This is a genomic window from Micromonospora sp. DT229 (assembly GCF_049844505.1).
Lineage (GTDB): Bacteria > Actinomycetota > Actinomycetes > Mycobacteriales > Micromonosporaceae > Micromonospora.
Genome location: NZ_JBNCLD010000017.1, coordinates 1 through 26,712 on the forward strand (window position 1 = coordinate 1; position 26,712 = coordinate 26,712).

Genomic DNA, 26,712 nt, shown 5'->3' on the forward strand with positions numbered 1-26,712 from the left:
AGCCCGACAATCCCACTACACACGCCGCCTCAACCTCGAACTCCAGCCATGATCCCGAACGGCGGCTGCCGTACTAGTCAACATTCCGATAAGGAGGCGGACGACGCGCTGTTTACACCGCACCCGCTGATCGCACAGAGGCCCTGGTCCGCCTCGATGAGCCGCAGGCAGCTGGAAGCGGCCGGGGCTCAACCCGCCAGCGGCTCAGCGTTCTTTGGCCGGATCACCTGCTTTTCCAGTCATCACCGTCGAGGTGAATCTGGTCCTCGTCGGACGGCGGCCTCCCGTCACCGCAGGTGATCTTGGCGTCGCGGTCAACTCTTACGTCAGCCTTCGAGCTCAGGAGGTCACGTTTGAGGAAGGTGAAGTACGTCGTCTGGTGCAGCACGACCGGCTTCGGACGGCCGACCCAGTCGCCCCACCGTACGATGAATTGATACGGCTCGCCGGGCTCCCGAGGTTCCACCTTCGCCCACACCATGCCGTAGCCAAGCCCCCACACGCCGAACTCGCAGTGCGCGCTGCGGACTCCCGTCTCTTCTGCCTGCACGGCGGTCACTGCAAACAGCGCCCCGAAGACCGCCACAAGGGCGGCTACCCGCCGGAAGCCGCGTGGGCGTTGATGCTGCCACCGCCACCGCAGACAGAGAACGATCAACCAGGTCAGCGCAGCCAACAGGCAGAGCAGGAGAAGCATTTTAGGAGCGCTGTTGACTTCGTACGGCAGCGCGGGTCGGAAGAACATGGCCCCGACTGCCAGCACCACGCCAGCCACCCCCAACACGGTACCCAGCTGTTCGCCATTGCTGTGGGGCTGGCCGTCCTCTGCAGGTACAGTCATGGCGCCTCCCGAGGCAGATCCCGATTCAGCAGTACGGGACGTCGTCGTTGAAGTACGGCGCACCGCGCAGGCGGCCGGAGGTGTTTCCGTTGGTACGGGATCAACTTCTTGCACTGGGCGATGGGGTCGCAGCCCACAGTGAGAAACTCCGCCTTGCGCTCGGCGAACTGCAGGTAGCTCAGCGTCCCAGCTTCCTCGGCGTACCGCACCCGATCAGCGGCGGTGGCAGGGGCAGCGAGTGCCCTTAGTCGTTCACGTGTGGCCTACCTCGCCATCGTCCTAACGCGACAGCTACACGTCAGACACGGGCGCATCCATCGAGCGTTGTCCACAAAGGACGAGTATTCTGCGATTGACCGAGTTGAGGTAGTCTTGTGGCGATCAGCCAGCCTCAGAGCAGCAGTGTCGAGCAGTTGTCGCGGTGGTCGACAGGGCCCACAGAACCGCAACCTGAGAGGTCAGACCGTGCACGGGTCAGGGATGCTCCGCGCCGATCTGCTCAAGCGCCGGTTGCGACCACGCCACAACGGTTAGCACCGGCTCTCCTAGCGGAGGAAGCTCGACAACAATTCCCTGAACTCCAGCGGATGTTCGACCGTCGGTACGTGCCCGCATCGGCCGAAAACGTGCAGCCGGACATCGGCGAGATGTTCGAGGAGGGGCTGGGTTGCCGTCGCCAGTGGAACGATTCGGTCCTCGGCGCCGTGCACGAGCAGCACGGGCGCGCGGATCGCCGCCAGGGTCTGCGGCGAGAGGGTGAGGTCGTCGACCCATCGTGCCCTGGGTGCAGGGAACAGCGAGGCGTACGCGGCCGCCCCCGCTCGCATCGCGGTTGCGCGGGCCTCGACGGCCGCGTCGGTCACCAGGGTCTGGTCGTGCACCAGGCGGGTCAGCATGTCTCGTGCTCCGAGCGCGCCGGCGGGGGCGGCCCAGATCGCGTCGAGATCGGCGGACAGCGGCGCCCCGGGGGCCCCCATCGTCGAGACCGCCACGACCCGGGTGACCTGCTGGGGGCGCGCGGCCGCCAGCGCCAGCGCCACGGCACCACCCATGGAGTGACCCACCACGGCGTAGTGCTCGATACCGAGCGCATCCATGAGGCCGGCGGCCTGCTCCGTCCACAGCCGGAGCCCGCCTCTGGCGCCCGCCGGGACAGGGGTACGGCCGAACCCGGCGTGGTCAGGAGCGATCAGGTGCCAGGAGGTGTCCAGCGCCTGCGCTGTCGTCGCCCAGGCTCCGGACCCGGTCGTGCCGGGTCCGGAGCCGTGCAGCATCAACACCGCAGGGCCGGTGCCGCTCTCCATGAGGTGCACAGGAGAGCCGTCGACGGTGATGGTTCGCAGTGCTGTCACCGGGCCAGGTGCGTTCAGGCCGATGCGGGGTCGACGGACTTGGTGAAGACCTCCATCATCGCCCTGCCGAACTGCGGCATGTCGGGCCATCCCCGGCAGGAAACGAGGTTGCCGTCCACGACGTCCGGGGCGTCGATGACGGTCGCGCCCGCGTTCTCCATGTCACCGGTGATCGGCGGGAAGCAGGCCGTCTTCCGGCCCTTCAGCAGCCCGTACACCGCCGGTACCTGGGCGCCGTGGCACACCAGCGCGATGGGGAGGTTGCGGGCGAAGAAGTGCTCGGTGATGCGCCGGACGTCGGCGTCGACCCGGATCCACTCGGGGGCTCGTCCGCCGGGAATGATGAGGGCGTCGTAGCGCTCGAGGTCGACCTCGGCCCAGGGCACGTCGACCGGCAGCTTCCGGCCGTTCTTCTCCACGTAGGCGTCGGAGTTGGGGTCGAACTCGTGGATGACCAGTTGCACGTCACGCATCGTTCGTGACGAGACGTCGACGTCCCAACCGCCTTCCTGTACGCGGTAGTAGGGGTACATGGTGTCGAGTTCCTCGGCGGCGTCGCCGGTCAGGAGCAGCGCTCTGGGCACCTGCTTCTCCTCGCATCTGGGGACGGGCGAGATGAATCCAATACGATCCGATCGGTTCAGCATTCCCCGGCCCCGTCCGCCCGTCAAGCCTCTGCCGCGACCGGGTCCGCTTCCTTGAGCTCGTCGAAGAATCGACGGAAGCGCTCGCCGGAGCGCAGGATGTGCCGACGCATCGCGTAGGCGGCGGCGTCGGGGTCTCGCGCGGCGATCGCGGCCACGACATCCTCGTGCTCGGCCATGGCCAGGTGGGTGACCTGGGCGTCGCGGTGCAGCCGGAACAGGTGCACGTGGCTGTGCAGGCGAGCGAGCGTTTCCCGGATGACCTGGTTCTCCGCGCTGGAGGCGACGAGATCGTGGAAGGCGGCGTCGCGGAGACCGAAGGCGCCGTAGGCCGCGGGCCCGTGGCCGCCCTCCAGCTCGGCCATCTCCCCCAGCATCCGTCGCAGGCCGGCGACCTGCTCCAGGGATGCGCGTTCGGCGGATCTGCGTGCCGCTGCCGGTTCCAGGAGCAGGCGGATCTCGAGCATGTCCTCGAATCGACTACGGGTGATCTGGGGCGGGATGCGGTAGCCGGCGTGGGGTACCCGTACGACCAGGCCCTCGGCCTCCATGCGGTTCAGTGCGTCCCGGATCGGTGTCTGCGAGACCCCCAGCTCTCGGGCCAGGACGTCGATCGTGACGCGGGAGCCCGGCTCGATCCGGAGCGACATCAGCTGCCCCAGCAGGGTGTCGTACACCTCGTCGGCGAGCCGACCGCCGGCTCGTCCCGACGACCCTGCGCCCGGCACGACCCTGCGGCCCCGCGCGATCATCGCTTCATCGTCCATCGTGACCTGAGGCCTTCCTCGCGCCCTTCGGGAACCCATTGACAGCAGTCACAACGCTGCGGCATGCTGACGCCCCACCGGATCGTATAGGAAAAGTGGCGGATGATCGTCATCCTGCGCCACAGCATCGAACCGCCCACCACCGCTCTACTCGATCACCTGAAGTTCCCACGAGCATGCGCGAGGTCCCGCTCGGTTCGGTCACCGGGCTGCGGTTGGACCGAAGGACTCCTCGACGGCGTGCAGGCCCCGTGCGTCGCGGCGCACTCGTGACGCCGGGCCGCGGGTAGCCCCTGCGCGACAGCCCGGCACCCCCGCATGAACCACCCGGCAACTGCTCGGCGAAGCACCTAGCGAGGTCCTAGAAGTCCGAACCCAGAAAGCAGGCAGGAATATGCGACATTCACCGCGAACGAAACGATTGTCCGCTCCCCGGCGAAGGGTGCAGCTGGCGACGGCGGCCATGCTGCTGGTGGCCACGACCGTGGCGGCGTGCGGCGATGGCGGGGACGACGGCGCGACGGCGAGCGCTCCGAAGGCGCCGGCGACCATCCCGGAACTCACCACGGACCCGCTGACCCTCAGCTTCATCTGGTTCGACTGGCCGCCCGCCCAGGCACTGGAAGCCTTCGCGAACGCGGAGTACAAGAAGGAGCGGCCGAACGCCACCATCAAGGTCAACACCGTGCCGAACGCCAACTGGCACGACGCGATGTTCACCCAGTTCGCCGCGCGCAAGACCGACTTCGACATCGCGATCCTGGACTCGCAACACATCGGTGAGGCCGTGACGAACGGCAACATCCTGGACATCACCGACTTCGTCAAGAACAACATCGACGTCGAGGCCTACAACCCGTACCTCCTGGCGGCGTACGGCCAGTTCCCCCAGGCGGAGACCGGCCAGCGCGACGAGAACGCCAGCCTGTACGGACTGCCGTTGCTCGGCGACACCTGGACGATGATCTACCGCAAGGACCTGATCGGCGACCAGCCGCCGCAGACCTGGGACGAGATGATCTCAGTCGCCGAGAAATGCCAGGCGGACAACCCGGGCGTCAGCGGGCTGGCTTTCCACCAGGCCAACGGCTCCGACGCCGCGGCCGTCACCTACAACACGGTCAACGGCGTGTACGGCGGCAACCTCTGGGACCCCAAGAACCGCAAGATCGAGGGCATTCTCAACGACGCCGCGGGCCATGAGGCGCTGGACGTCCTGGTCAACAAGATGAAGCCGCTGACTGCCAGGGGCTCCGGCAACTGGTTCATCGACGAGGTGAACGCGGCGGTCGCCCAGGGGAAGGCCTGCATCGCGTTCAACTGGATCGCCGCGAGCGGCGGCCTGCTCGATCCGAAGGAGTCGACCCTCGGCGCCACCCGGGAGCAGATTCTCGACAAGCTGGGTTTCGCCACCCTGCCCAGTCAGAAGACCAACCTGGTCCCGCTGGGCGGTATGGGGATGCACGTGTCAGCCTACTCCGCCGAGGCTAACCAGCTGGAGGCCCTGAACTTCATGAAGTGGTTCCAACGGGCTGACATCCAGAAGAAGTGGGCAGCCGCTGGTGGGGTGCCGTCGCGTACGGACGCCCTGGAGTCACCCGAGTTCCTCAATGCCGGGCCGTTCAACAAGGTGTACGCCGACTCGGTGCCGCGGATGCGGGACATGTGGAACGTGCCCGAGTATGCGCAGCTGGTCGACATCGAGAACACCAACGTCAACGCGGCTCTCAACGGTGCGAAGAACCCGAAGGCCGCGCTCGACGACATCGCCAAGGAGCAGCAGAGCGTACTCGACTCCAGCAGCCGCAGGGGCGGCGGCGGACTGTGAGTGACCCCGTACCTCTGACGACCGATGCCGGGCAGGTGGCGGCTGCGCCGCCACCTGCACCGGGTCGGTTCCGCCGGCTGAGCGACCGGGGACTGGCCGTGGCCTTCATCTCCCCGGCGCTGCTGCTGCTGCTCGCGATGTCGGTGTTCCCGTTGCTGTGGGCGCTGTACCTGTCCTTCACCGACTACTCGGCCACCCGTGGGGGGCGCGCCTACTTCGTCGGGTTCGGCAACTACACCGCCATCCTGACCTCGGCGCAGGTCCACCAGCGGGCTCTGACGACGCTGATCTACGTGGTCGGTGCGGTCACCCTGCAGACCGTGCTCGGTTTCACCATCGCGTACCTGATCTCCCGGCGTACGCATGGGCGCGGGTTGCTGACCACCCTGTTCCTGGTCCCGATGATGCTGTCGCCGGTCGTGGTCGGGCTGTTCTGGCGGTTCATGCTCGACGCCCAGTTCGGCGTGATCAACAGCATGCTCGGTTCGCTCGGCCTGGGGCAGGTGGAGTGGCTCACCCGGCAACGGACGGCGCTGATCTCTCTGATCGTGGTCGACACCTGGCAATGGACGCCGTTCATCATGCTCATCGCCCTGGCGGGGCTCACCGCGGTGCCCAAGTACCTGTACGAGGCCGCCTCGATCGACCGGGCGTCGGAGTGGTTCCGGTTCCGCACCATCACCCTTCCGCTGGTGTGGCCGCTGCTGCTGATTGCCGTGTTGTTCCGGGCCATCGAGGCCTTCCGGCTGTTCGACCTCGTCTACATCCTGACCAACGGAGGTCCGGGTGTCTCCACCGAGACCTTGTCGTTCCACGTCTACAAGGTCGCCTTCCTGGGCTTCAACACCGGAACCGCCTCGGCGTACGGAATCCTCATGGTCCTCGTCGTCATCGTCCTCTCGCAGATCTACCTGCGCTACCTGAACAGACTCAAGGAGGGCTGATGGCCGTCTCCGTCGACGAGGCCGTGTCCACAGGTCCCGCCCGGGATCGCAGCTCCCCCGCGCGCCGCCGAGGGGGCCGGGGCCGCTCCGTGCTGGAGGTCGCGGCGCTGACCGTACTGGCCGTGGTGATGCTCTTCCCGGTGCTGTGGATGATCGAGACCTCCATCAAGGAGAACCGGGACGTCTACGCCGTGCCGGCCGAGTTCTTCGGCTTCACGGTCACCATGGACCATTTCAAGGACGTGTTCGTCGGCCCCGACGGCGGTCGCTCGGACCTGTCGGTCGCGTTCCTCAACTCCGTGCTGGTCGCCGGGGCCTCCACGGCGCTGGCCACCCTGTTGGGGGTACCGGCGGCCTGGGCCTACTCACGCTTCGCGGTGAAGGCCAAGAAGGACCAGCTGTTCTTCATCCTGTCCACCCGCTTCATGCCGCCCGTGGTGGTCGTGATCCCGATCTTCCTCATGTACCGGCAGGTCGGACTCATCGACACCAAGCTCGGTCTGATCCTCATCTACGCCGCGTACAACCTGCCGTTCACGATCTGGATGATGAAGGGGTTCGTCGACGAGGTGCCCGCGGAGTACGAGGATGCCGCCATGCTCGACGGGTACACCCGGCTCCAGGCGTTCCGGCGGTACACCCTTCCCCTGCTCGTGCCCGGCATCGCCGCGACGGCGGTCTTCGCCCTCATCTTCTCGTGGAACGAGTTCGTGTTCGCGATCTTCCTGACCTCCAGCGACAGCGTGCGCACCGCCCCACCCGCCATCGCCGGCCTCATCGGCGGCACCACCGTGGACTGGGGTCTGGTGGCCGCCGCCTCCGTGGTGTTCGCCCTGCCGGTGCTCCTCTTCGCCTACCTGGTACGCAAGCACCTCATCGCCGGTGTGACCCTCGGGGCGGTGCGACGCTGATGGCCGGCATCGAGGTGACCGCCCTGCACAAGCGCTACCCGGACGGCACGGTCGCGGTCGAGCAGGTGGACCTGTCGATCGGCCACGGCGAGCTGTTCGTGATGCTCGGTCCGTCGGGTTGCGGCAAGACGACCACGCTGCGGGCCATCGCCGGCTTGGAGCGGCAGACGACCGGCGACATTCGCATCGGCGACACCCTGGTCAACGACCTGCCACCGGCCGAGCGGGACATCGCCATGGTGTTCCAGTTCTACGCCCTCTACCCGCATCTGAAGACCCGCGACAACCTGGCGTTTCCCCTGCGGGCCGAGGGGCTGCCCAAGTCGGAGGTGCATCAGCGGGTCGACGAGGCCGCCCGGCTGATGCGGCTCGGTCCACTCATGGACCGGCGACCGCGCCAGTTGTCCGGCGGGGAGCAGCAACGCGTAGCGCTCGCCCGCGCCCTGGTGCGACGGCCCCGCGCGTTCCTGATGGACGAACCCCTCACCAACCTGGACGCGGAACTGAGGGCGGACATGCGAACGGAGATCAAGCACCTGCAGGGAGAGTTGGGGGCGACGATGGTCTACGTCACCCACGACCAGGTCGAGGCGATGTCGCTCGGTCACCGGATCGCCATCCTCAACAAGGGCCGCGTCGAGCAGATCGGCACCCCGCTTGAGGTGTACGACCGTCCGGCGAGTCTTTTCTGCGCCGCCTTCATCGGCTCCCCGCCGATGAACCTGATCGAGGTGGAGTTGGCCGACGGGAAGCTGCGCAGTCGGGGTGGGCTGGCCCTCACCCCGCCGCCCGGCCTGCCCCGCGACCGTCGCCTGGTCGCGGGTGTGCGGCCGGAGGCCCTGGAGGTCAGCGCACCGGGGGCGGAAGGTTCGGTTCCGGCCCGCGTGCTCTCGGTGGAGTGGCTGGGCGACGAGATCATCTACGTCGTCGACCACGGCGACCAGCACGAGGTGCGGGTGCGGATGCCGCCGACTGTCCGGTTCGCCGCGGACGCACCGGTCGGACTCCGGCACACCGGTGCCACCCCGGCGGTCTACGACCCGCGAACGGAAGAGTTGGTGGCCTGATGGGAACCGTGGCAGCACAGGGGCTGTGCAAGTCCTTCGGCAAGGTCCAGGCCCTGGACGGGGTGACCCTGGACGTGCCGGACGGCTCCTTCTTCGTCGTACTCGGACCCTCCGGGGCAGGCAAGACGACCACCCTGCGAGCGATCGCCGGCCTGGAGAAGCTCGACGCCGGGTCGGTGCACCTGGACGGCAGGGACGCGACCGGTGACACCCCGGCCGCACGCGACCTGGCCATGGTCTTCCAGAGCTACGCCCTCTACCCGCGACACACGGTGTACGAGAACATCGCCTCGCCGCTGCGGGCCCGCCGTTGTTCTTCCAGCGAGATCGCCGCCGCCGTCGAACGGATGTCGCGCCTGCTGCACATCGAACGGCTGCTGCAACGTCGTCCCGCGCAGTTGTCCGGCGGTGAGATGCAGCGGGTCGCCCTGGCCCGGGCGCTGGTCCGTAGCCCGCGCGCGTTTCTCATGGACGAGCCGCTGACGAACCTCGACCTCAAACTCCGCGTCGAGATGCGTACCGAGCTCACCCGGATCCACCGCAGCCTCGGGGCGACCTTCGTCTACGTGACCAACGACCAGGTGGAGGCCCTGTCCATGGCCGACCAGGTGGCGGTCCTCAAGGAGGGCACGGTGCAACAGGTCGGCACACCGACCGAGGTGTACGAGCGTCCCGCCAACCAGTGGGTCGCCGGATTCGTCGGGAGCCCTCCGATCAGCCTGCTCCCCTGCCACGCCGAGGGAGATCGTCTGGTCGGTGCGGAGGGGTGGACGCTGCCGAGACCCCGCTGGACCACCGCCGAGGACGGTCGTCCGTTGCTGCTGGGCCTGCGTGCGGAGGACCTGTCCGTCGAGCGACGGGGGGACGCGTCGCTGCCGGGAGAGCTCTACGGGCTTGAGCCGCTCGGTGACCGAACGGTGGTCGACGTCCAGGTGGGGACGACGATCCTCAAGGTCAAGGCACGACCCACCGTCACCGGTACGCCGGGCGAGCGACTGCTTGTCACGGTCGACCTGGACCGTGCGCACCTGTTCGACGCGGACACCGGGCTGTCGCTGTCCGAGGCCGGGCGGTAACCGCGCCGGGCGGCGACGCCGGCACCTGGCAATCGCGCCTCGGCGGACCGTCACACGGCCTGACGACGCGGAGACGCCCGGTGAAGGCGATCGGTAGCGCGGGCGGCGCCCCGCAGACAGGGCTTCGGCTACCTCGCCCAGACGAGGGACGTGTGACCCGTCCGTCGGTGTGCCCGATCGCTGAGGCACGCCGGATATCACCGAGAAGAGCACAGGAGGCGAGGCCATGAGTGACCCGATGAACGTCCTGGCCCCCGAGCACCGGCGGCTGCGGATCGGCGACGCCTGGCGCGACGCCGCAAGCGGAGCCACCTTCGCCGTCGAGGACCCGGCCACCGGCAAGACCATCGCCGAGGTGGCGGACGCCGAGGTCGTCGACGGGCTCGCCGCTCTGGACGCGGCGAGCAAGGCGATGGCGCAGTGGGCGGCGACCCCGCCCCGGAAGCGGTCGGAGTTGTTGACCGCGACCTACCGGGCCCTGACCGAGCGATCCGAGGAGGTCGCCCGGCTGATAACCCTGGAGATGGGCAAGCCGCTCGCCGAGGCCCGGGCAGAGGTGGCGTACGGCGCCGAGTTCTTCCGGTGGTTCGCCGAGGAGGCGGTACGCGTCGAGGGCCGCTACAGCACCGCGCCGGCAGGCGGATATCGCATCCTCACCGTGCCGAAGCCGGTCGGCCCCTGCGTGTTCGTGACGCCCTGGAACTTTCCGTTGGCCATGGGCGCCCGCAAGATCGCTCCTGCGCTGGCTGCCGGCTGCACGACGATCACCAAGCCGGCAGCCCAGACACCGCTGACCATGCTGTTGCTGGCCCGCATCATGGAGGAGGTAGGCGTTCCCCCGGGGGTCGTCAACGTGGTGACCACCAAGCGTGCCGGCGAGGTGGTCTCCGCACTGCTGGCCGACGGTCGGACCCGCAAGCTGTCGTTCACCGGGTCGACCGAGGTCGGGCGGGTGCTGCTCCGACAGGCGGCGGACAACGTGCTGCGTACCTCCATGGAGTTGGGCGGCAACGCCGCCTTGATCGTGTGTGCCGACGCCGACCTGGAGGTCGCGCTCGACGGGGCCATGGTGGCCAAGATGCGCAACATCGGGCAGTCCTGCGTCGCGGCCAACCGGATCTACGTCGAGGAGCCGGTGCGGGAGGAGTTCACGGCACGTTTCGCCGAACGGATGGGCGCGCTGTCGGTGGGTCATGGTCTCGACGACGGCGTGGACGTCGGGGCGTTGATCGACGCCGCCTCGGTCACCACGATCGACGAGCTTGTGACCGACGCGGTCGACCGCGGCGCCCGGGTTCTGGTGGGCGGCGAGCGTCCGGACGGGCCGGGCCACTTCTACCCGCCGACCGTCCTCACCGACGTGCCCGAGGATGCGCGGATGCTGGCGACCGAGATCTTCGGTCCGGTGGCGCCGATCATCTCCTTCACCTCCGACGAGGAGGTGCTGGCGAAGGCCAACGACACCGAGTACGGCCTGGTCGGCTACGTCTTCACCCGGAACCTGCAACGGGCGCTCCGGTTCACCGAGGGACTGGACACGGGGATGCTCGGCATCAACCGTGGGCTGATATCGGACACCTCAGCTCCGTTCGGCGGGGTGAAGCAGTCCGGGATCGGCAGGGAGGGGTCGCACGAGGGCATCCTCGAGTACCTCGACCTCACCTACGCAGCGATCGACCTCCCGTGACCGGCCTGCCCCGGACGCCCAGCGTGTGCCTGCGCCACCCGGGCGGTCAACCGTCCCCGGTCTCGCAGGTGACCTGGAGGTCCGCCCCACCAACCGCCGCCGACGTTCCGAAAGAGGCACCGACATGCTTGAGACCGTCCGCGGACCACGCCAGCTGATCGTGGGCGAAGGGGTCGCGCAGAACATCCCCCGAGTGGTGGCCGAGAGTGGCTCGCGAGTCCTCATCGTGACCGACCGGGTGCTGCTGGGGCAGCCGGGGGTGGCCGAGATCGTGGCCGCCGTACGGGAGGAGGTCGAGGTCGTCGAGGTGTTCTCCGACGCGACCGCGGAGGTGCCCCTCGCCGATGTCGCCCTGGCCGTCTCGGTCGCCGCCGAGGTGGACGCCGAGGTGATCCTCGCCGTCGGGGGTGGGACGGTGATCGACCTGGCCAAGATCGTCGGCGTCATCCGTCGTCACGGCGGGACACCCCGCGACTTCTACGGCGAGTCGCGAGTGCCGGGGCCGACCCTTCCGCTCGTCGCGGTCCCGACGACCTCAGGCACCGGCTCCGAGATCACCCCCGTCTCGGTGTTGACCGACCCGGACCGCGCGCTGAAGGTGGGGGTCTCCAGCGTCCACATCGTGCCCGACTTCGCCATCGTCGACCCCGAACTCACCTACACCTGCCCGGCGACCGTCACCGCCCACTCCGGCATCGACGCGTTCTGCCACGCGGTGGAGAGCTACACCGCGCGACCCCGGGCCCACGGACCGCGCGACCCGGTGGAGCAGGTGTTCCTCGGCCGCAACCCGATCACCGACCACTACGCGCTCCTGGCTGCCGAGCGGATCGCCCGTAGTCTGCGTCGGGCTGTCGGCAACGGAGCCGACACCGAGGCCCGCGCGGACATGTCCTACGGGTCCGTACTCGCCGGGCTGGCCTTCTCCCACGCGGGCAACGCGGCCCCGCACGCCCTCCAATACCCCATCGGCGCAGCCACGCACACGCCGCACGGCCTGGGCGTCGGGCTGCTACTGCCCTACGCGCTGGACGCGGCCAGGGATGCCATCGGCGACCGGCTGGCCATCCTCGCCGGGGTATGCGGGCTCGACGTGACCGACGCCTCGGACGCCGAGGCCGCAGACACCTTCCTCACCTGGCTCGACGGGCTCCTTGCCGACATCGGTATCCCGCCCACCTTGGCAGACATCGGCGTGGCCCGCGCCGACCTCCCGCGCTTCGCGGAGATGGCCAGCGGCGTCACCCGCTTGATCCAGAACCATCCAGGCCCGACCGACACCGCCAGCCTGACCGCGATCCTCGAAGCGGCCTGGACCGGGGAACGACCCCGGCGATCCTGACTCCGAGCAGAGATAGCGACCGGCCGAGACCCGATCCAACCGGCTCAGCGCGCCCCGACCACGCTTCTATCACCCGGCAGCGTGCCGGCATCGGAGACCGCGAGCCCGGTGAGCATCTGTTTGTACGCGCTGGGGTGCACGATCGGAATGCCGTACTGGCGGGCCTTCTCGGCCTTCGCGGACATACTGTCCGGGTCGGCAGCAACAAGGAGCCGGGTCTTCTTCGTGACACGGTCGCCCACGCGCAGACCCGCTGCTGTTGCCTCCGCCTCCCATTCCGACCGTTGAGGTCGCATCTCACCGGTGAAGACCACCAGATCGTCTGGGTTGAGGTTCCACTGGTCGCGGCGGTGACGTTGCTGCCGACTACTGTCGGTCATGGCGATCCGCAGGGCGGTGTCCACCTCGGACCGGGCCAGACCCACCAGGTCGGCGACTCGATTCAGGTCAAGCCGCTCGGCATCCGTCACGACGCCGTCCTCGGCTGCGACCTCAGCCAGGCCGGCGAGGTAGCTCCGGTGCAGGTGTTCGACATCGACGCGAGCCAGCCCAAGAGTCTCCGCCGTGGCCACAAGGGCGTCCGCCTCGGTGGCCGAGATATGCCGGTCGAGGAGCACCTGATCAAGCAGATCAAGGTAGGCATCACCCTTCGGCTCGTGCAGCCGAGGCAGTCGATCGACAAGCCGAGCCAGGAAATGCTGCTCGCGATAGCCAGTCGTCTGACGCTGGACGGGCGCGACCGACGCCGCAGGCATGGGCGGCCACGGAAGCCTGGCCGCCGCCGTCACCGCAGCCTCCCACGGAGGCGGGGTACCGACCGAGGCGAGATACCGCACGAGCAGTTGGGCGGCGGCTCGGGCATCATGCAGCGCGGAGTGTGCTCGGTACGGTGGCAGACCGGCCGCCCGGCAGCAGTCGTACAGACTTCGTCCGGCCGACGGCAGGAAATGCGACGCCAACCGCATCGTGCACAACCCGTCGGCCGGGTCGACAGGCACCTGAAATCCCGCCCGCTTGTACTCAGCCCGCAGGAACGACGCGTCGAAATGAAGGTTGTGCGCTGCGAGAACACGACCGCGTAGCAACCCAGCGACATGTCCGGCGATCTGGTCGAATCTAGGTGCCCGCCGGGCCTCCGCAGCAGTGATGCCGTGAATGAGCTGCGGACCGAGATCCCGGCCCGGGTTGACGAGACTGCACCATTCCCCAGTGACCTGGCCGTACTCGTCGAGGTGCACCACGGCAACCTCGACGATCCGGTCGTGCCAACTGGTCCGCGTGCCGGTGGTCTCCAGGTCGATGACCGCGTACATGACTTCCCTCCCCTGCTCGACGGTCGACGGTCGACGGTCGACGGTCGACAAAGGAGGTTCGCATGTAACCGCTCTCGATGTCGTCGCGGGTCGGGTGACCGCGCAGACGTACGGCGTGGTTCACCGTAGTGACCTTGGCCGGCGCGGCCAAGGTTCGGAGATCGCCGTCCGACGGCCTACGCGGCGTGGCGATCGGGCCGCCAGCGATCGGGGGTCGCCGGTGTGACCAGGGCGGTCACGCCGGCGACCCCCGAGGGTGCCGAGTCGGTCGGTCAGCTCGCCGGTGACAGCGCGCCGCCCGCAGCCGGGGCGACCACGCGGTTCCGTCGCCGCTCGGCGTACCACTTGCCCCACCAGAACAGGCCACGCACACCGCAGACGATGCAGACCGCGAAGAACAGCGTGTAGACCACGTTGAACACCATCAGCAGGCCGTAGACCATACCGACGCTGGCGCCGAACATGAACTGCCACTTGGGCTTGCTCGGCGTGGTACCCGGGTCGGTGATCATGTAGTTGGTGAAGAGCACGAACGCGACCCCGGTCATCGGCGTCAGTGCCCCCCACAACGCGACGTCCCAGATCCAATGCCGGAGCAGCGCCTGGATGACGAACGCCCCGACCCAGCCGACGATGAGTGGCACCTTCTTGGTCAACATCGCGTTGAGCACCGTACCGGAGGTGATGATCACCAGCGGCACCACGATGCTGATCACGTCCGGCACGTTCTCCGTGAAGTGGTAGGGCGGCGCGATGTTGACCCAGCCGAACGCCAGCAGCGCCATCGTGATGCCGAAGTTCGACGGGTTCATGAAGTGCCGCATGCGGCCGGCGATCGGCGCCTGGAGCACCGCCTTCTGTACGACCGCCACCACGACCGCGAACGCGATCGGCAGGAACATCTCGTTGGCGTAGAGCAGCATGTTGCACGCCAGCGCGGTGATGTGCGTCGGTAGCAGGAATGTGTAGAGGCCCCAGGCCCCGTTGCCGGAGTACGCCGCCCGACGCCGGTTGGCGCGAGCGGAGATCCACTCGATGAGTAGCTCGGCGGAGTAGCCGACCGCGACGGCGAAAATCGGCCAGGCCCACGGCTGCTCGAAGCCGAGCACCGTGTACCCGAGGATGTTGAACACGGTCATCGAGATGGCGAAGTTGCGCAATGCGAGGTAGCGGGGATCGCGCTTGTCGATCCGTGGCACCGGGGGCGGTTGCTCGATGTTCGCCGGCGTCCGCGGGTCGGCGGCGTCCGCCCGGCCGGCGCCGATGACGGCCGGCGCGTCGTCCTTCGTGGTATTGACGTCCGTCATCGCGTCAACTCCTGCGCTTGGTTGGTCAGCACGAGATCGTGCCAACCGGCGTCGAGATTGAGCTGTTGCTTGTGTACGCCTCCGTCAAGGTCGCGCCAGCACACCTCGACCGAAACCGGCGTGCCACCGTGGTCACCGAGACCGAAGAAGACGTCGAAGCTGCGCTTGCCGGAGTGTCCGCTTCCGCCGTCGAGCTGGGCGAGCTGGGTCCGGCCGTCGGCGGTGACAACGCGGACCTGCGCGCCGTACGCCGGTGACAGCCCGGCCGCAGCCGACGGGTCGGCACCGGCGACGGGCCGGTACAGGCGCAGCCCGAGGAAATTGCCGTTGCCGGGGTTGTCGTTACGGTAGTAGGCCGGAGCGGCCCACTGCCGGGCGATGGCCCAGTCCTGTCCGCCATCGCCGTTGGCGTCACCGACCGCGACCCCACGCGTGGGGATCTGCACGTCGACGCCCAACTCTTTGTTGATGTTGACGTACCGGCCGTTGTCCTCGCGGACCCAGAAGGCGACCGAGTTCGACCCGGCGATGTCGTCACCCGGCACGGCCTTCGGCCACATGTCCGGCTCGGCTAGGAGCAGGTCATTGCTCATCGCCAGCTCCTGCAACCAGTTGAATCGGTTGATGGTGCCCTTGACGAAACCGGTGGCCTGAATGATCGCGGGCCGTCCACTGTTGTCGAAGTCGCCCATCTTGGAATCCCAGCCCCAGCCGACCCAGGCGAGGTTCCGGCCGGCAGCCTTGTTGTCGAACGGAGCGATGCCCTGTTCCATTTTCCTCCGGGCGTCCTCCGGCGATTCCGAGTTGTTCATCCAGAGGAAATTGCTTTCTTCCAGACCCCATTCCTCGGTGATGTTGCTGACGAACATGTCGAATTTGCCGCGCCCCTCCAGGTCACCGAACTCGATCGACATCCCCTTGAACGAGTCGTCGCCGAGTACGAGGGACTTCGGGGTCAGGGCACCGCGGCGGCCCTCCGCGAGCTTGAACTTGATCTGACCGGGACGGGACACGTTGTGAAAGAAGCGGTCGTGTCCGAAGTCGTTGGCCAGGTACAGCTCCGGCAGCAGGTCCCCGTCGAGGTCCGCCGACCCGGCTCCCAGGGTCCAGCCCGAGGAGTACTTCGGGTCGATCGCCGGCTGCTCCTCGTAGACCACCGTCGGCTCGTCACCGGAGGTCGCCGAGACCCAGCGCAACACGTGTGCGCCGCCGGCGTTGGTGGCGCGCGACATCGAGTGGTTCATCTGCACGTTCGGGTGACCGTTGGGGTCCAGCACGGCACTGTCCGGGAAGTAGTTGAACACCCCGATATCGGGCTTGCCGTCACCGTCGAAGTCGGCCACCGCCACTGCGTTGGTGTTCCACAGCGGGCCCTGGTACTGCCGGTCGGGGGTCTGCTGCTGCGGCACCAACTCGTACGGGTGGAAGGAGTCCAGTGCCACCGTGGTCGCGCTCTGCTTCTGCAGGAACAGGATGGGAGTGCGGCCCCAGTAGTGGACCAGGAGATCCATCTTGCCGTCGAGGTTGTAGTCGCCCGGCACACAACCCATCGGCGAGATCGTGGACCCCATCGGCAACGGTGCCGGGTCCAGGACGAAGGGGGCGTAGGTGGCGCCGCCTCCTGGTACCGGAGTCACGATCGCCGAATCGGTACGGGTGTCGACGAGACACAGGTCGTTCGGCTTGCCCTCACCATCGAGGTCGTTGATGGCGATCGCCGCGCCGACCGACGAGACCCAGGACTTGATGTGTTCGTACTTGGGGTTGACGACCCGCACCTCCTGCTGCGGCAGACCGGGCGGCAGCGCGATCGGCAGTTCGGTGAAGGCGAAGCGGGAGGCGATCTCGGCTCGGGTCTCGGCGGACGCGCTGGGCAGCCGGGCGACGGCGAACAACGCACCGACGAGCACGAGCGCCACGACGGGCGCGATGAGCCGTCGTACGAGGCCAACTGGTTGCGGTGGCAACGGTCCCCCTCGGGATAGTAAGGCTCGGCCCCTGTTGGGCGGATCCGCAGGCTTTGTATAAGCATCTGGATCGGCGCCGAGCCATTCGCGGACCCGTTTATGGTCGCCACCTGACGAGCGGGAAGGCATCTTCATTCATGCTCGCGAAATAGGCTTAAACATCGGCCGCACGAACGGAGTAATCAGTTACTGGTAGCCGAAATTCCCGCTATCCGCAAAAGACTGCGTTAATTGCCGTGAGCGACCGCCGGCCGTATGGGCAGGAACGCATCATCGGCAGGACTGGGTCGTGTTGGGCCATTCCCCGGATCGCCCGACGGCCGCGACCGGAGCGGCCCGGGCAACCCGACGGCCCGGTGCCCGGACCGCCGAGCCGGCGGTCCGGGCACCCTGCCTGGCAGCTACCGCAGCGGGGTCACCATCATGGGCAGACCACCCTTGATCCGCAGCGAGAGCATGGGTTCCGGCTGCACGGCGTGCCCCGCGACCTTCGTCAGACGCAGATCCCGCATCAGCATGGCGAGAACGAAGACGGCCTCCATCAGGCCGAGGTGGTTGCCGATGCAGAAGCGGGGCCCGGCACCGAAGGGCAGGTAGGCGTACCGTGGCCGGCCGCTGGTGGCCGACGGCGCGAACCGGTCCGGGTCGAACCGGTCCGGGTCGGTCCAGAAGGCCGGATGCCGGTGCAGGGTGAACGGGCTGACGACCACGTCGGCGCCGGCCGGAACGTGGTAGTCACCCACCCGGTCCGGCGCCAGGGACCGGCGGGGCAACAGCCACACCGGCGGGTAGAGCCGCATGACCTCCTCGATCACCATGGACGTGTACCGCAGCCGGGCCAGGTCGTCGAAGGTGGGCAGGCCGCTGCCGAGCACCTCCAGCGCCTCGGAGCGCAGCTTCTCGCGTACCTCGGGGTGGCGGTCGACCAGGTAGAGCGACCAACTGAGCGTGCTGGCGGTGGTCTCGTGCCCGGCGAGCAGCAGGGTCACCAACTCGTCGCGCAGCCGTTGGCGACCTACCCGTGGATCGTCCTCGCCGTCGACCGACAGGATCAGCCGGGAGAGCACGTCGTCGCGGTTCGCCGTGTGCCCGGTGCGCTCGACGACCAGTTGGTCCACGATCCGCTGCAGCCGGCGGCGGGCCGCCCGGAACCGCATCTGCCGTGGCAGCGGGATCCACGTCGGCACCGCCGAGAGAGTCTCCAACTCGAACATGGCCTGGTCCTGCACGGCGGCGAAGTCGCCGCCGATGGTGGCCATCCGGGACAGATCGGTGTCGAGCAGCGTACGGCCCAGCACGCCGAGGGTCAGCCCGGTCATCTCGGTCGGCACGTCGACCGGTCCCCGCCGGCCCTGCACCAGTAGCCGTTCGACCAACGCCGCGCCCTCCTGCGCCACCGCGCCCGCCTGGGCGGCGATCCGCCGGCTCTGGAATGCCGGCTGGATCACCCTGCGCTGCTTGCGCCACAGGTCGCCCTCGCTGGTCAGCAACCCGTCACCGAGGGCCCGCCGAGCGTGTACCAGACCGATCCCCTTCTGGTAGTTGGCCGCGTTGTCGGCGAGCACGTGCTTGGCGTAGTCCGGATGGTTGAACAGGTACAACTGCTTGTGCCCGACCGGCAGGCGGGCCGCGTCGCCGTACCGGGCCGCCGCCGAGGTCAGCATGCCCAACCGGTCCCGGGCCATCACCACCAACATCCGCAGCGCCGCCGATCGGGCCGGCCCCGGCGGGATCCGGTCGTCGGTTCCGGTCGTGGTCACGTCGTCACCTCCGCGGTCAGCCCACCGAGCTGGCGGAACTTGCCGCCGAGGAACAACAGCCCGTCACCCTCGACGTGCCGCTGCAGGGACAGCACCCGGCCGAGGACGATGCTGTGATCGCCACCGTCGTAGACCTGCCACAGCGCGCACTCCAGGTGCGCCACCGCGCCGTCGAGCAGGGGCGCGCCGGTGCGCTCGCCGGCGTGCCAGGCGCCGTACTCGAACTGGGTGGCCCCCAGCGGCCGACGCCGGTCGGCGAAGTACCGCGCCAGCTCCGCCTGGTCGGAGGCGAGCACCGACACCCCGAACTGCCCGGCGTCGAGGACGGCGCGGTGCATCACCGCGTTGCGGTCGATGCAGACGAGCACCAGCGCGGGATCGAGCGAGACCGCGGTGAACGAGTTCGCGGTCATCGCGTGCGGAGTGGAGCCGCTGACCGTCACAATCGTCACGCCGGTCGCGAAAGCGCCGTAGACGCCCCGGAGCAGCCTCGGGTCGATGACTTCAGCAGCCGGCTTGGGATAGGCGTTCACGAGACCTCCTGCGGTGTCACGCACGCGCGACCGCGTACTGTGCCAGTGCGCGTTCCAAGGGTTCCGGTACCCGGGTGGGCACGGTGCGGGTGTTCGGCCCGCGCATGCACGCCACCCGCTGGGTGCCCCGGGCGACGAGCGTCTCGCCGCCGTCCGGCGCCAGCCGTATGTAGTCGAAGCCGAACTCGACCTGGGTCTGGGCCAGCTCCAGCAGGCGCATTCGGATCACGAGTTCGTCGAACGCGGTGATCTCGGCGAAGAACTCGCAGTCGACCTTGAGAGTGAACAACTTCAGGTCGCCCTGGAGGTCGGCCAGGACCGCCGGCGCCTTCTCCTTGAGGAACATCTCCCGACAACGCCCCTGCCAGCGCAGGTAGTTGACGTAGTAGACGTTGCCCACGATGTTGGTTTCCTCGAACCCGACAACGTGTCGGATCTCGTAGTAGGAGCTGCTCACCGCTCGGCGTTCCCTTCCGTGAGGACCGCGAACACGACCGGCGTGTCGAGGTCGCGCAGCGTGGTGACGAAGGTCGTGACGAGGGCACCGCCGCTGCGGAAGGAGACCCACCGTTGGTGGTGCTTCGGCACGATGCTCAGCGGGGCATCCGGCGGCAGGCCGGCCTTGTGTCGCGACTCCACCGCCGCCCAGACCCGGGTCGCCGCGGTGTGCTCGTCCTCCCCGGTGTCGCGTACCAGTTGCGCGACGAGGTCGGCGTGCCGCCCCAGCAACCCGGACCAGTCCGCCGGCTCGCGGGGCACCACGGCCTCGACATCGCAGCCGAGCAGGCCCTCGCCGGTGACCACGAGGGTCACCCCCGCGCCGTGCGCGGCCGACATCGGCGCCCCGTCGACGACCTCCGGACGCCCGTCCGGCCGGTAGATCACCTCGACGGGCCGCCCGTACGCCCGACTCGCGGCGACCGCCGTGCGGGCCCGGCGCCGGGCAACGTGCCCGCCCGCGGCGTCCCGCTCGTCCGGATCGTTGTCCGGCTCGACGGCGACGGCCAGCGGCACACCCGTCAGGTCGCCGATCGCCCGCTCCAGGAAGGGCCCCAACAGCGGTGCCACCCAGGGACCGCGACCGTCCTGCTTACGAACCGCGGTCAGCCGCAGCCCCTCCCACCGTTCCAGGACGGTGCCGTCGGCGTCCCGCAACGCGATGTCGTAGACGTAGGTGTCGCCGTCACGGCTGCGTTCCGTCGCGCAGTAGCGCAGGGCACTGGCCGTGGCCAGGGCCGGTCCGCCCGGCTGGATGCGGCGCACCCCGGCCGGCAGCAGCGTCGCCTGTGGTACGCAGACCTGGTTGCCGTGCATGAGTGCGTCGCGTACGCCCGGGTCCCCCAGCAGCAGCGTCCCGGCGGTGTACGAGGCGAACCAGTCGGCGTCCGTCGCCTCGACGTCCACGTCGACGTGCCGGGCGGCGGCCCGATGGTAACGGCGCAGCCGTTGGAACCTCTGGCCCTGGAACAGCAGGCCGCCGTAGAGGTCGTCGGCTGGCACCAGCGGCACCGGCTCCGTCGCGTCGTCGACCTGATCCGGCGGCCCGGCAACAGGAGCCGGCCCGCCCAGGCGCAGCGTCGCCACGAAGTGGTCGGTGGTGAACTCGGTCTCCTCGCTGCGGATGGCCACCCGCACGACGTCGTCGTCGGTCACCACTGCGGCCACCCGGATCCGAGTCCGGCCGTGCGGCGGTACGACGATCGGCCGTAGGAACTCCGCGTCCTCGATCACCGGCAGCGCGTCGGACCCGGTGACCGCGTGTGCCACCTGGGCCATCGCCTCCATGCCGAACACCGCGGGGAAGAGCAGGTTGCCGTCGAGGAGGTGGTCGGCGAGGTAAAGGTCGGTGCCGACGTTCAGGTCGGTCTCGCAGACGAGCTCGGCCCCGTGGTAACGGACCAGCACCCGGTCGACGAACCGCAGCAGCGGCAGCTCGGGCAGATCCTTGCGGACTGTGTCGATGCCCTCGGTGCGCCCGCTGACAACGACGACGTTCGGGACGTCGGGGTCGTTGACGAGGCGCCGCAGAATCGCCAGCCCCTGTTCCGGGGTGACCGGGGTGACTCCATCCCGGCTCAGGGTCTCCACGACCGACAGCCGCTCACCCATGCCGACGCCGGACCACACCGACCACTCCATGCAGATGGTCCGGCACTGCGGGTGTCGCTGCGCGAAGGCGGTGGTCTCCTCGGCCAGCCAGTCGTTGGCCGTGGCGTAGTGCGCCTCGCCACGCAGACCGGCCCGACCGATGATGCTGCCGAGTGTCACCAACAGGCGCAGCCGCTGCGGGTCGACGGCGTCGAGCAACGCGCGCAGCCCGTCGATCTTCGGGGCCAGGGTACGCCGGAAGTCGTCCATGTCGAGGCTGGTCAGCGCCGACGGCTCGTTGCGACCGGCACCGTGCAGCACGGCGGTGACGGCGCCGAGTTCGGCGGTCAGCTCACCGACGGCACGGCGCACCGATTCGGCGTCGGTGACGTCGGCCCGGGCGTACCGGACCCGCACCCCGGCCTGCTGGATGCGGGCCAGGTTCGCCGCCAGCTCCTCGTCCTGCGCCGGGTCGGAACGCCCGAGCAGGGCCAGCGCGGCGCCACTGTCCTGGGCGATGGCCAGCGCGCACTCAGCGGTGATTCCCTTGCCGCCGCCGGTGACCAGCAGTACGTCCCCTGCATCGAGCGGCGCCGACGGCTGGGCTGCGCGGACTGACATGGCCCGCAGCGTCGGTAGCCGACGGGCGCCGTGCGCGTCGTAGCGGACCTCCACGAACGACGCCGTCGCGGCCACCTCGTCGACCACCCGTTCGACCGTCATGGCGTCGGTGGGCAGGTCGACGATGGTTACCCTGAGGTGCGGCGCCTCCAGCCGCAGCGTCCGGGCGATGGCGGCACCACCGCGGCCCTCGCCCACGAGCACGAACCGGTGACCGGGCTCACCGGTCAGCGCCTCCCGCGCGCCGCGCAGGGCCAGCTCCAGGTCCGCCTCGGTGCAGTGCGGCGGCAGGCAGACCAGTACGCCGCCACCGACCCGAGCCCGCCCCAACGCCTCGATGAGCGCAGCAGCGAACGGGTGCTCCGTCGGGGCGTACACCTGCCACCGTCCGGTGTTCTCCGGCGCGGGGCGAGGCCCCAGCGGTACGACGTCGAAGTCGACCCGCCACGGCCGTGACCAGGCGGCGGCGCCGGCGACGGACGGCGTGGTCCCGGCGTCCGCGTTACCTGTGGTGCCGACCAGTTCGTCGAGGGCCTGGGCGAGTTCCTCGACGGTTGCGGTGGCGAAGTTCATCGGTACCTGGGCCGGCGGAAGGCCGAGCTGCTGCGCCAACCGGTTGGCCAACTGAGCCACGGTGATCGAGCTCAGGTGCAGGTCGTCGAGGAGGCGGCTGCTCGGCTTGACCAGGTCCAGCGGCAGCTCGGCCCGCTCGGCGGCGATCTGCCGCAACAGGTCCTCGGTCGAGATGCCGGCGGCCACCGGCGTGCTGCCGCCCTCCGCCACCGGCGCTGCGGCGGCTGGCCCGGCGACCGTCCCGGTCACCGGCGCGTCCGGCGCCAGACGGACCGGCTGCGCCGCCGGCAGATCCACGGTCGGCACCTGCTCGCACGGGTTGGTGAGGAAGGCCATCGGTGCGCCGATCTCGATCGGCCGGACCAGGCGGTCGGTGAACAGCGCCGCCCCGATGGGCGCGGCACCGACCACGTACGCGGCACCGACCACGGTCAACAGGCTGGCCAGGGATTCGTCGTCGGTGTTGAGAGCGACCGCCGGCACGTCGGTGAGCCCGGCGGCGAGGCCGGTCAGCACCCGCCCCGGTCCCACCTCGATGAACAGGTCGGTGTTCTTCGCGGCCAGCGCCAGGGCCTGCGCGAACAACACCGGATCGGTGATCTGCTGGCGCAGCAGGTCGGCGATGTCGGTGTCCGGCGCGAGCACGTCACCGGTGACGGTGGACACCACCTTGCGGCCCACCGTGGCGAAGTGCTCGCCGCTCAGGGCCTCGGCGAAGGCGTCGGCGGCCGGTGCCACCAGTGGCGAGTGGAACGCGTGGGACACCGACAGCAACGCCGCGCTCAGGCCGGCGGCGGTGGCCCGGTCGCACACCGTGCGTACCGCGTCGACCGCTCCGGCGACGACGGTCTGGGTGGGCCCGTTGTAGGCGGCCACGACCACCGGCAGGTCGCCGATCAGCGACTGCACCGTGTCCGGCGTGGACTTGACGCTGGCCATCGTGCCGGAGGCGCTGCGCTGGGCCATGATGCGACCGCGTACGCCGGTGATCCGCAGCAGGGTTTCCTCGTCGACCGCGCCGGCCCAGTGCAGCGCCGCGATCTCGCCGAGACTGTGCCCGACCGCCACCGCCGCATCGATGTCGAGCAGACTCAGCGCCCGCAGTCCGGCGGCGGACCCGGTGACGATCCGCGGCTGGGCGACCTCGGTGGCCACCACGTCGCCGGCGGTCGGCAGGCCCGAGCGGAGGTAGATCTCCTCGACCTCCACGAACCGCCGGCGCAGCGCGCCACCGCTCATCCCCCGCCCGGAGCCCTGACCGGGAAACAGGAAACCGACGCGGGCCGGGCCGGTGACGTGACCGAGCAGGCAGCGCTGGTCCCCGTTGAGCATCGAGGTCTCACCCGACTCGACGACCTCACGTACCCGTCGCAGGCGGCGCAGCGCATCCTCGGGCGAGGAGACGACGACCGCGGCGCGGAACGGCAGGCCGCGCAGGTCCCGGTGCAGGGCCGCCGCCAGGTCGGCGAGCTGGGCGTAGGACAGCGTCGGCACGTACGAGATGAGCTGGTCCAGTCGGGCAGCCAACTCCTGCGGTGACCGGGCGTCGACCGCCAGCAGCTCGGCGTCCTGGGCCGAGGCGGCCAGGGCCCGCACGGAGCTCGTCAGCCGGGCCTGGCGGCGTGGCCGGTGGCTCTCGAGAACGACGTGGGTGTTGATACCGCCGAAGCCCATCGCCGTCACGCCGGCCCGCACCGGCACGTCGGTGGGCCAGGCCTCGGCCCGGCGCAGTACGCGCAGGGCGGGAGTACCCGTGGTGAGGACCTCGTGCGGGTCGACGCAGCCGATGGTCGGCGGCACCGTCTGGTGGTGCACGGCCATGGCGGCCTTGATGAGGCCGGCCACGCCGGCGGCGGCCTTGGTGTGCCCGATCATCGCCTTGACGGAGCTGATCGCGGCGGGCTGGGCGCTGGGGTTGGCGGCGAGCCGGGCCTGGGACAGCGCGGTCAGCTCGACCATGTCGCCCATGCGGGTACCGGTGCCGTGGCCCTCGAAGTACCCCACGGTGTCGACACCGAAGCCGCTGCGCTCGTACGCCCGACGCAGCGCGAGCCGGTAGCCGTCGATCTCGGGGCGGGTGATGCCGCCCTTGCCGTCGGAGGACACACCCCAGCCGGGGATCGAGGCGTAGATTCGGTTTCCGGCCTCGATCGCGTCCGCCTCACGCATCAGCACGATCATGCCGCAGCCCTCGCCCGGCCAGAAGCCGTTGGAGTCGCGGTCGTAGACCCGCATCTCGCCGGTGGCCAGCGCGCCGGTCTTGGCGAACCCGATCATCTCGAACGGGTCGATGGAAAGGTCGACACCACCGGCGATCGCGACGTCCACGTCGCCGTCGAGCAGGCTGCGACAGGCCGTCACCACCGACAGCAGCGACGACGAGCACGCGCCGTCGACCGTGTAGCCGCCGCCCTTGAGGTCGAAGTGGTTGCAGATGCGCCCGGCGATGGTGTTGGACAGGCCGCCCGCGAGGGTGTCCTCGTCGACCGGCGGGAACGGACGTTTGAACGACTCCTCCAGTGCGCCGAGGAAGTCGGCGAGCTGGCCGTCGTCCCAGTCCCGCTGCTTGAGCGCCCCGGCCACCACCCGCCGCACGTACGGCCAGCGCAGGCGCAACACACTCGCCCGGGAGAACTCGCCGGTGAGGGTGTTGCCGACGATCACCGCGGTCCGTTCCCGGGGCAGCCCCTCCCCCATCGGGAAGCCGGCGTCGGCCAGCGCCATGCCGGCGATGTCCAGACTCAGCCAGTGGGTCATGTCCGTGGACCGGAACGTGCTTCCGGCGATTTTGTGTGCCAGCCGATCGAATTCGTATCCGTCGATCACGGCGGCGTTGCGTGCGTAGAAGCGATCCGGTGTCGCCGGGTCGGCGTCCCAGTAATCCGCCAGATTCATCCGGGTGTCCGGAAGGCGGCGAAACGCGCGGCGTCCAGCAACAGCGTTATCCCACAGCTCGGTCGGTGAGGTGGCGTCGGGATATCGGCACGCCATGCCGACCACAGCGATTCTGGTCATGCGACTTCGCTCTCCTCTTGCGGCGATGACATCCGCCTAGAACCTGCTCTGCTGTCGGTCCAGGACGGTCCCGTCCCAACGGATTCCGCGAACACCTCGGCGGTCCGCCGCCGCCAGAGGCCGTAGGCCGGCAGGGTGGCGGACTCGCTGAGCCCGACCCGCGTGGCGTCGGTGACCCGGGCCGCCTCGACGACCGGCATCGCACAGAAGACCTGGGTCGCCACCTCGTTGTGCGGCATGGTCAGACCGGCGAGGTCCCGGGCACCCGCGGCGAACGCGGCGCCCTGCGCCACATCGGCCCGGTACGGGCCGGCGGCGTCACGGAACCATTCCAACTCCTCGCGGGTGGCGCCGCCGGCGTACGTGGCGGCGAGGCCGGCACCGGCGTAGAGGTCCGGTCGACGCTCCTCGGCGAATTCCTCGAACAGGCGTACCACCCGACGCGGGTCGGCACCGCCCACGAACCAGGTGGCGCGGCCCACACCCTGGTCGATGACCCGGGTGGCGTAATCGGTCCGGTGGTCCGCCGGCCAGGGGAAGTCCCGATGCCGGTAGGCCTGTTGCACGTACTTGGTGGTGTGGAAGTAGGCCTGGTGGAAGCCGTAGCCGTCGAGCACCAGCCAGCGCAGCAGCGGATCCTTGTCGTGCAGGGTGGGCCAGCGCAGCCGGGGCAGCCGGGCCATCGCCCACCCCACCCCGACGTAGGCCATGTAGACGTGCCGTCCCCCCTCCCCCGCCAGGAACTCGGCGACGTGCCGCCGCTGTCCGAGGCGCAGGGCGTCCCGGACCGCGAACGCCATCGCCGCGCCTTCGTACGCGAATCCCCGGAACCCGGCCGGGACCTGCTCCAGTGGCCCGGTCGCCGCCGCGGCGCGGTCGCTCTCGGCCGCTGCGGCGAAGCCCGCCACGAACGAGGCACCGATGGTCTCCAGGCGCTCGCGCGCGGCGTCGTTCTTCACGTGGAATCCCCGGACGTCCATCTTGGTGTCGGCGACGTCGGGGGTGAGAATTCGACGCCGCAGCGTCCGTAATGCCTTCATCCGAAACCTCTAATCGTGTCCAGCATGATGCCATCT

Annotated in this window: 19 protein-coding genes; 7 read left to right on the top strand and 12 right to left on the bottom strand. The window is 69.2% G+C overall.

The features are described 5' to 3' along the window. Positions 1-223: 223 nt before the first annotated feature. From ACLQ2T_RS22600 to ACLQ2T_RS22615, 4 genes are all read right to left on the bottom strand, one after another. Positions 224-841: a hypothetical protein gene (locus ACLQ2T_RS22600; RefSeq protein WP_425768349.1), complete on the bottom strand. Its 618-nt coding sequence runs from the start codon at positions 839-841 to the stop codon at positions 224-226. A 545-nt stretch (positions 842-1,386) separates the two neighbouring features. Beyond that, a complete protein-coding gene (locus ACLQ2T_RS22605; protein WP_425768350.1) occupies positions 1,387-2,193 on the bottom strand; it encodes an alpha/beta fold hydrolase in 807 nt (268 codons plus the stop codon). 14 nt (positions 2,194-2,207) lie between these two features. Then, positions 2,208-2,777: a DJ-1/PfpI family protein gene (locus ACLQ2T_RS22610; RefSeq protein WP_425768351.1), complete on the bottom strand. Its 570-nt coding sequence runs from the start codon at positions 2,775-2,777 to the stop codon at positions 2,208-2,210. Between the two features lie 83 nt (positions 2,778-2,860). Continuing rightward, positions 2,861-3,604, bottom strand: coding sequence for a GntR family transcriptional regulator (locus ACLQ2T_RS22615; RefSeq protein WP_425768352.1), 744 nt, complete (start codon positions 3,602-3,604; stop codon positions 2,861-2,863). Positions 3,605-4,046: 442 nt separating this feature from the next. Here ACLQ2T_RS22615 and ACLQ2T_RS22620 point away from each other — a divergent pair, with 442 nt between their 5' ends. The 7 genes from ACLQ2T_RS22620 (at position 4,047) to ACLQ2T_RS22650 (ending at position 12,459) form a co-directional block, all read left to right on the top strand. Then, the gene (locus tag ACLQ2T_RS22620; RefSeq protein WP_425768353.1) at positions 4,047-5,432 is read left to right on the top strand and encodes a sugar ABC transporter substrate-binding protein; all 1,386 of its coding nucleotides are present in this window, start codon (positions 4,047-4,049) and stop codon (positions 5,430-5,432) included. A gap of 35 nt (positions 5,433-5,467) precedes the next feature. After that, the gene (locus ACLQ2T_RS22625; protein ID WP_425768354.1) at positions 5,468-6,376 is read left to right on the top strand and encodes a carbohydrate ABC transporter permease; all 909 of its coding nucleotides are present in this window, start codon (positions 5,468-5,470) and stop codon (positions 6,374-6,376) included. Continuing rightward, a complete protein-coding gene (locus ACLQ2T_RS22630) occupies positions 6,376-7,287 on the top strand; it encodes a carbohydrate ABC transporter permease (protein ID WP_425768355.1) in 912 nt (303 codons plus the stop codon). Before ACLQ2T_RS22625 ends, ACLQ2T_RS22630 begins: the two co-directional genes overlap by 1 nt. Then, positions 7,287-8,354, top strand: coding sequence for an ABC transporter ATP-binding protein (locus tag ACLQ2T_RS22635; RefSeq protein ID WP_425768356.1), 1,068 nt, complete (start codon positions 7,287-7,289; stop codon positions 8,352-8,354). The genes ACLQ2T_RS22630 and ACLQ2T_RS22635 overlap by 1 nt, the downstream gene beginning before the upstream one ends. After that, complete coding sequence (locus ACLQ2T_RS22640; RefSeq protein ID WP_425768357.1) at positions 8,354-9,430, top strand: ABC transporter ATP-binding protein; 1,077 nt, start codon at positions 8,354-8,356, stop codon at positions 9,428-9,430. Before ACLQ2T_RS22635 ends, ACLQ2T_RS22640 begins: the two co-directional genes overlap by 1 nt. Positions 9,431-9,656: 226 nt before the next feature. Then, on the top strand, positions 9,657-11,117 hold the full coding sequence (locus ACLQ2T_RS22645; protein WP_425768358.1) for an NAD-dependent succinate-semialdehyde dehydrogenase: 1,461 nt from the start codon (positions 9,657-9,659) through the stop codon (positions 11,115-11,117). Between the two features lie 124 nt (positions 11,118-11,241). Continuing rightward, on the top strand, positions 11,242-12,459 hold the full coding sequence (locus ACLQ2T_RS22650) for an iron-containing alcohol dehydrogenase (RefSeq protein ID WP_425768359.1): 1,218 nt from the start codon (positions 11,242-11,244) through the stop codon (positions 12,457-12,459). Positions 12,460-12,503: 44 nt separating this feature from the next. Here the strand turns inward: ACLQ2T_RS22650 and ACLQ2T_RS22655 are convergent, their stop codons facing one another. The 8 genes from ACLQ2T_RS22655 to ACLQ2T_RS22690 all read right to left on the bottom strand — a co-directional run bounded on the left by ACLQ2T_RS22655 (position 12,504) and on the right by ACLQ2T_RS22690 (position 26,676). Continuing rightward, positions 12,504-13,772 (bottom strand): exonuclease domain-containing protein, encoded by a 1,269-nt coding sequence (locus tag ACLQ2T_RS22655; RefSeq protein ID WP_425768360.1) that lies wholly within the window; start codon positions 13,770-13,772, stop codon positions 12,504-12,506. Between the two features lie 272 nt (positions 13,773-14,044). Then, positions 14,045-15,079, bottom strand: a complete 1,035-nt coding sequence (locus ACLQ2T_RS22660; RefSeq protein WP_425768361.1) for an enediyne biosynthesis protein — start codon at positions 15,077-15,079, stop codon at positions 14,045-14,047. Beyond that, the gene (locus ACLQ2T_RS22665; RefSeq protein ID WP_425768362.1) at positions 15,076-17,046 is read right to left on the bottom strand and encodes a CRTAC1 family protein; all 1,971 of its coding nucleotides are present in this window, start codon (positions 17,044-17,046) and stop codon (positions 15,076-15,078) included. Before ACLQ2T_RS22665 ends, ACLQ2T_RS22660 begins: the two co-directional genes overlap by 4 nt. A gap of 401 nt (positions 17,047-17,447) precedes the next feature. Further along, positions 17,448-18,743, bottom strand: a complete 1,296-nt coding sequence (locus ACLQ2T_RS22670) for a cytochrome P450 (RefSeq protein ID WP_425768462.1) — start codon at positions 18,741-18,743, stop codon at positions 17,448-17,450. A gap of 59 nt (positions 18,744-18,802) precedes the next feature. After that, complete coding sequence (locus tag ACLQ2T_RS22675; protein WP_425768363.1) at positions 18,803-19,339, bottom strand: flavin reductase family protein; 537 nt, start codon at positions 19,337-19,339, stop codon at positions 18,803-18,805. A gap of 16 nt (positions 19,340-19,355) precedes the next feature. Then, positions 19,356-19,796: an acyl-CoA thioesterase gene (locus tag ACLQ2T_RS22680; RefSeq protein ID WP_425768364.1), complete on the bottom strand. Its 441-nt coding sequence runs from the start codon at positions 19,794-19,796 to the stop codon at positions 19,356-19,358. After that, positions 19,793-25,636, bottom strand: a complete 5,844-nt coding sequence (locus ACLQ2T_RS22685; protein WP_425768365.1) for an SDR family NAD(P)-dependent oxidoreductase — start codon at positions 25,634-25,636, stop codon at positions 19,793-19,795. The genes ACLQ2T_RS22680 and ACLQ2T_RS22685 overlap by 4 nt, the downstream gene beginning before the upstream one ends. Further along, positions 25,633-26,676 carry a DUF1702 family protein gene (locus ACLQ2T_RS22690; protein ID WP_425768366.1) on the bottom strand — a complete coding sequence of 348 codons (1,044 nt, stop codon included), beginning with the start codon at positions 26,674-26,676 and terminating at the stop codon, positions 25,633-25,635. Before ACLQ2T_RS22690 ends, ACLQ2T_RS22685 begins: the two co-directional genes overlap by 4 nt. Positions 26,677-26,712: the final 36 nt, after the last annotated feature.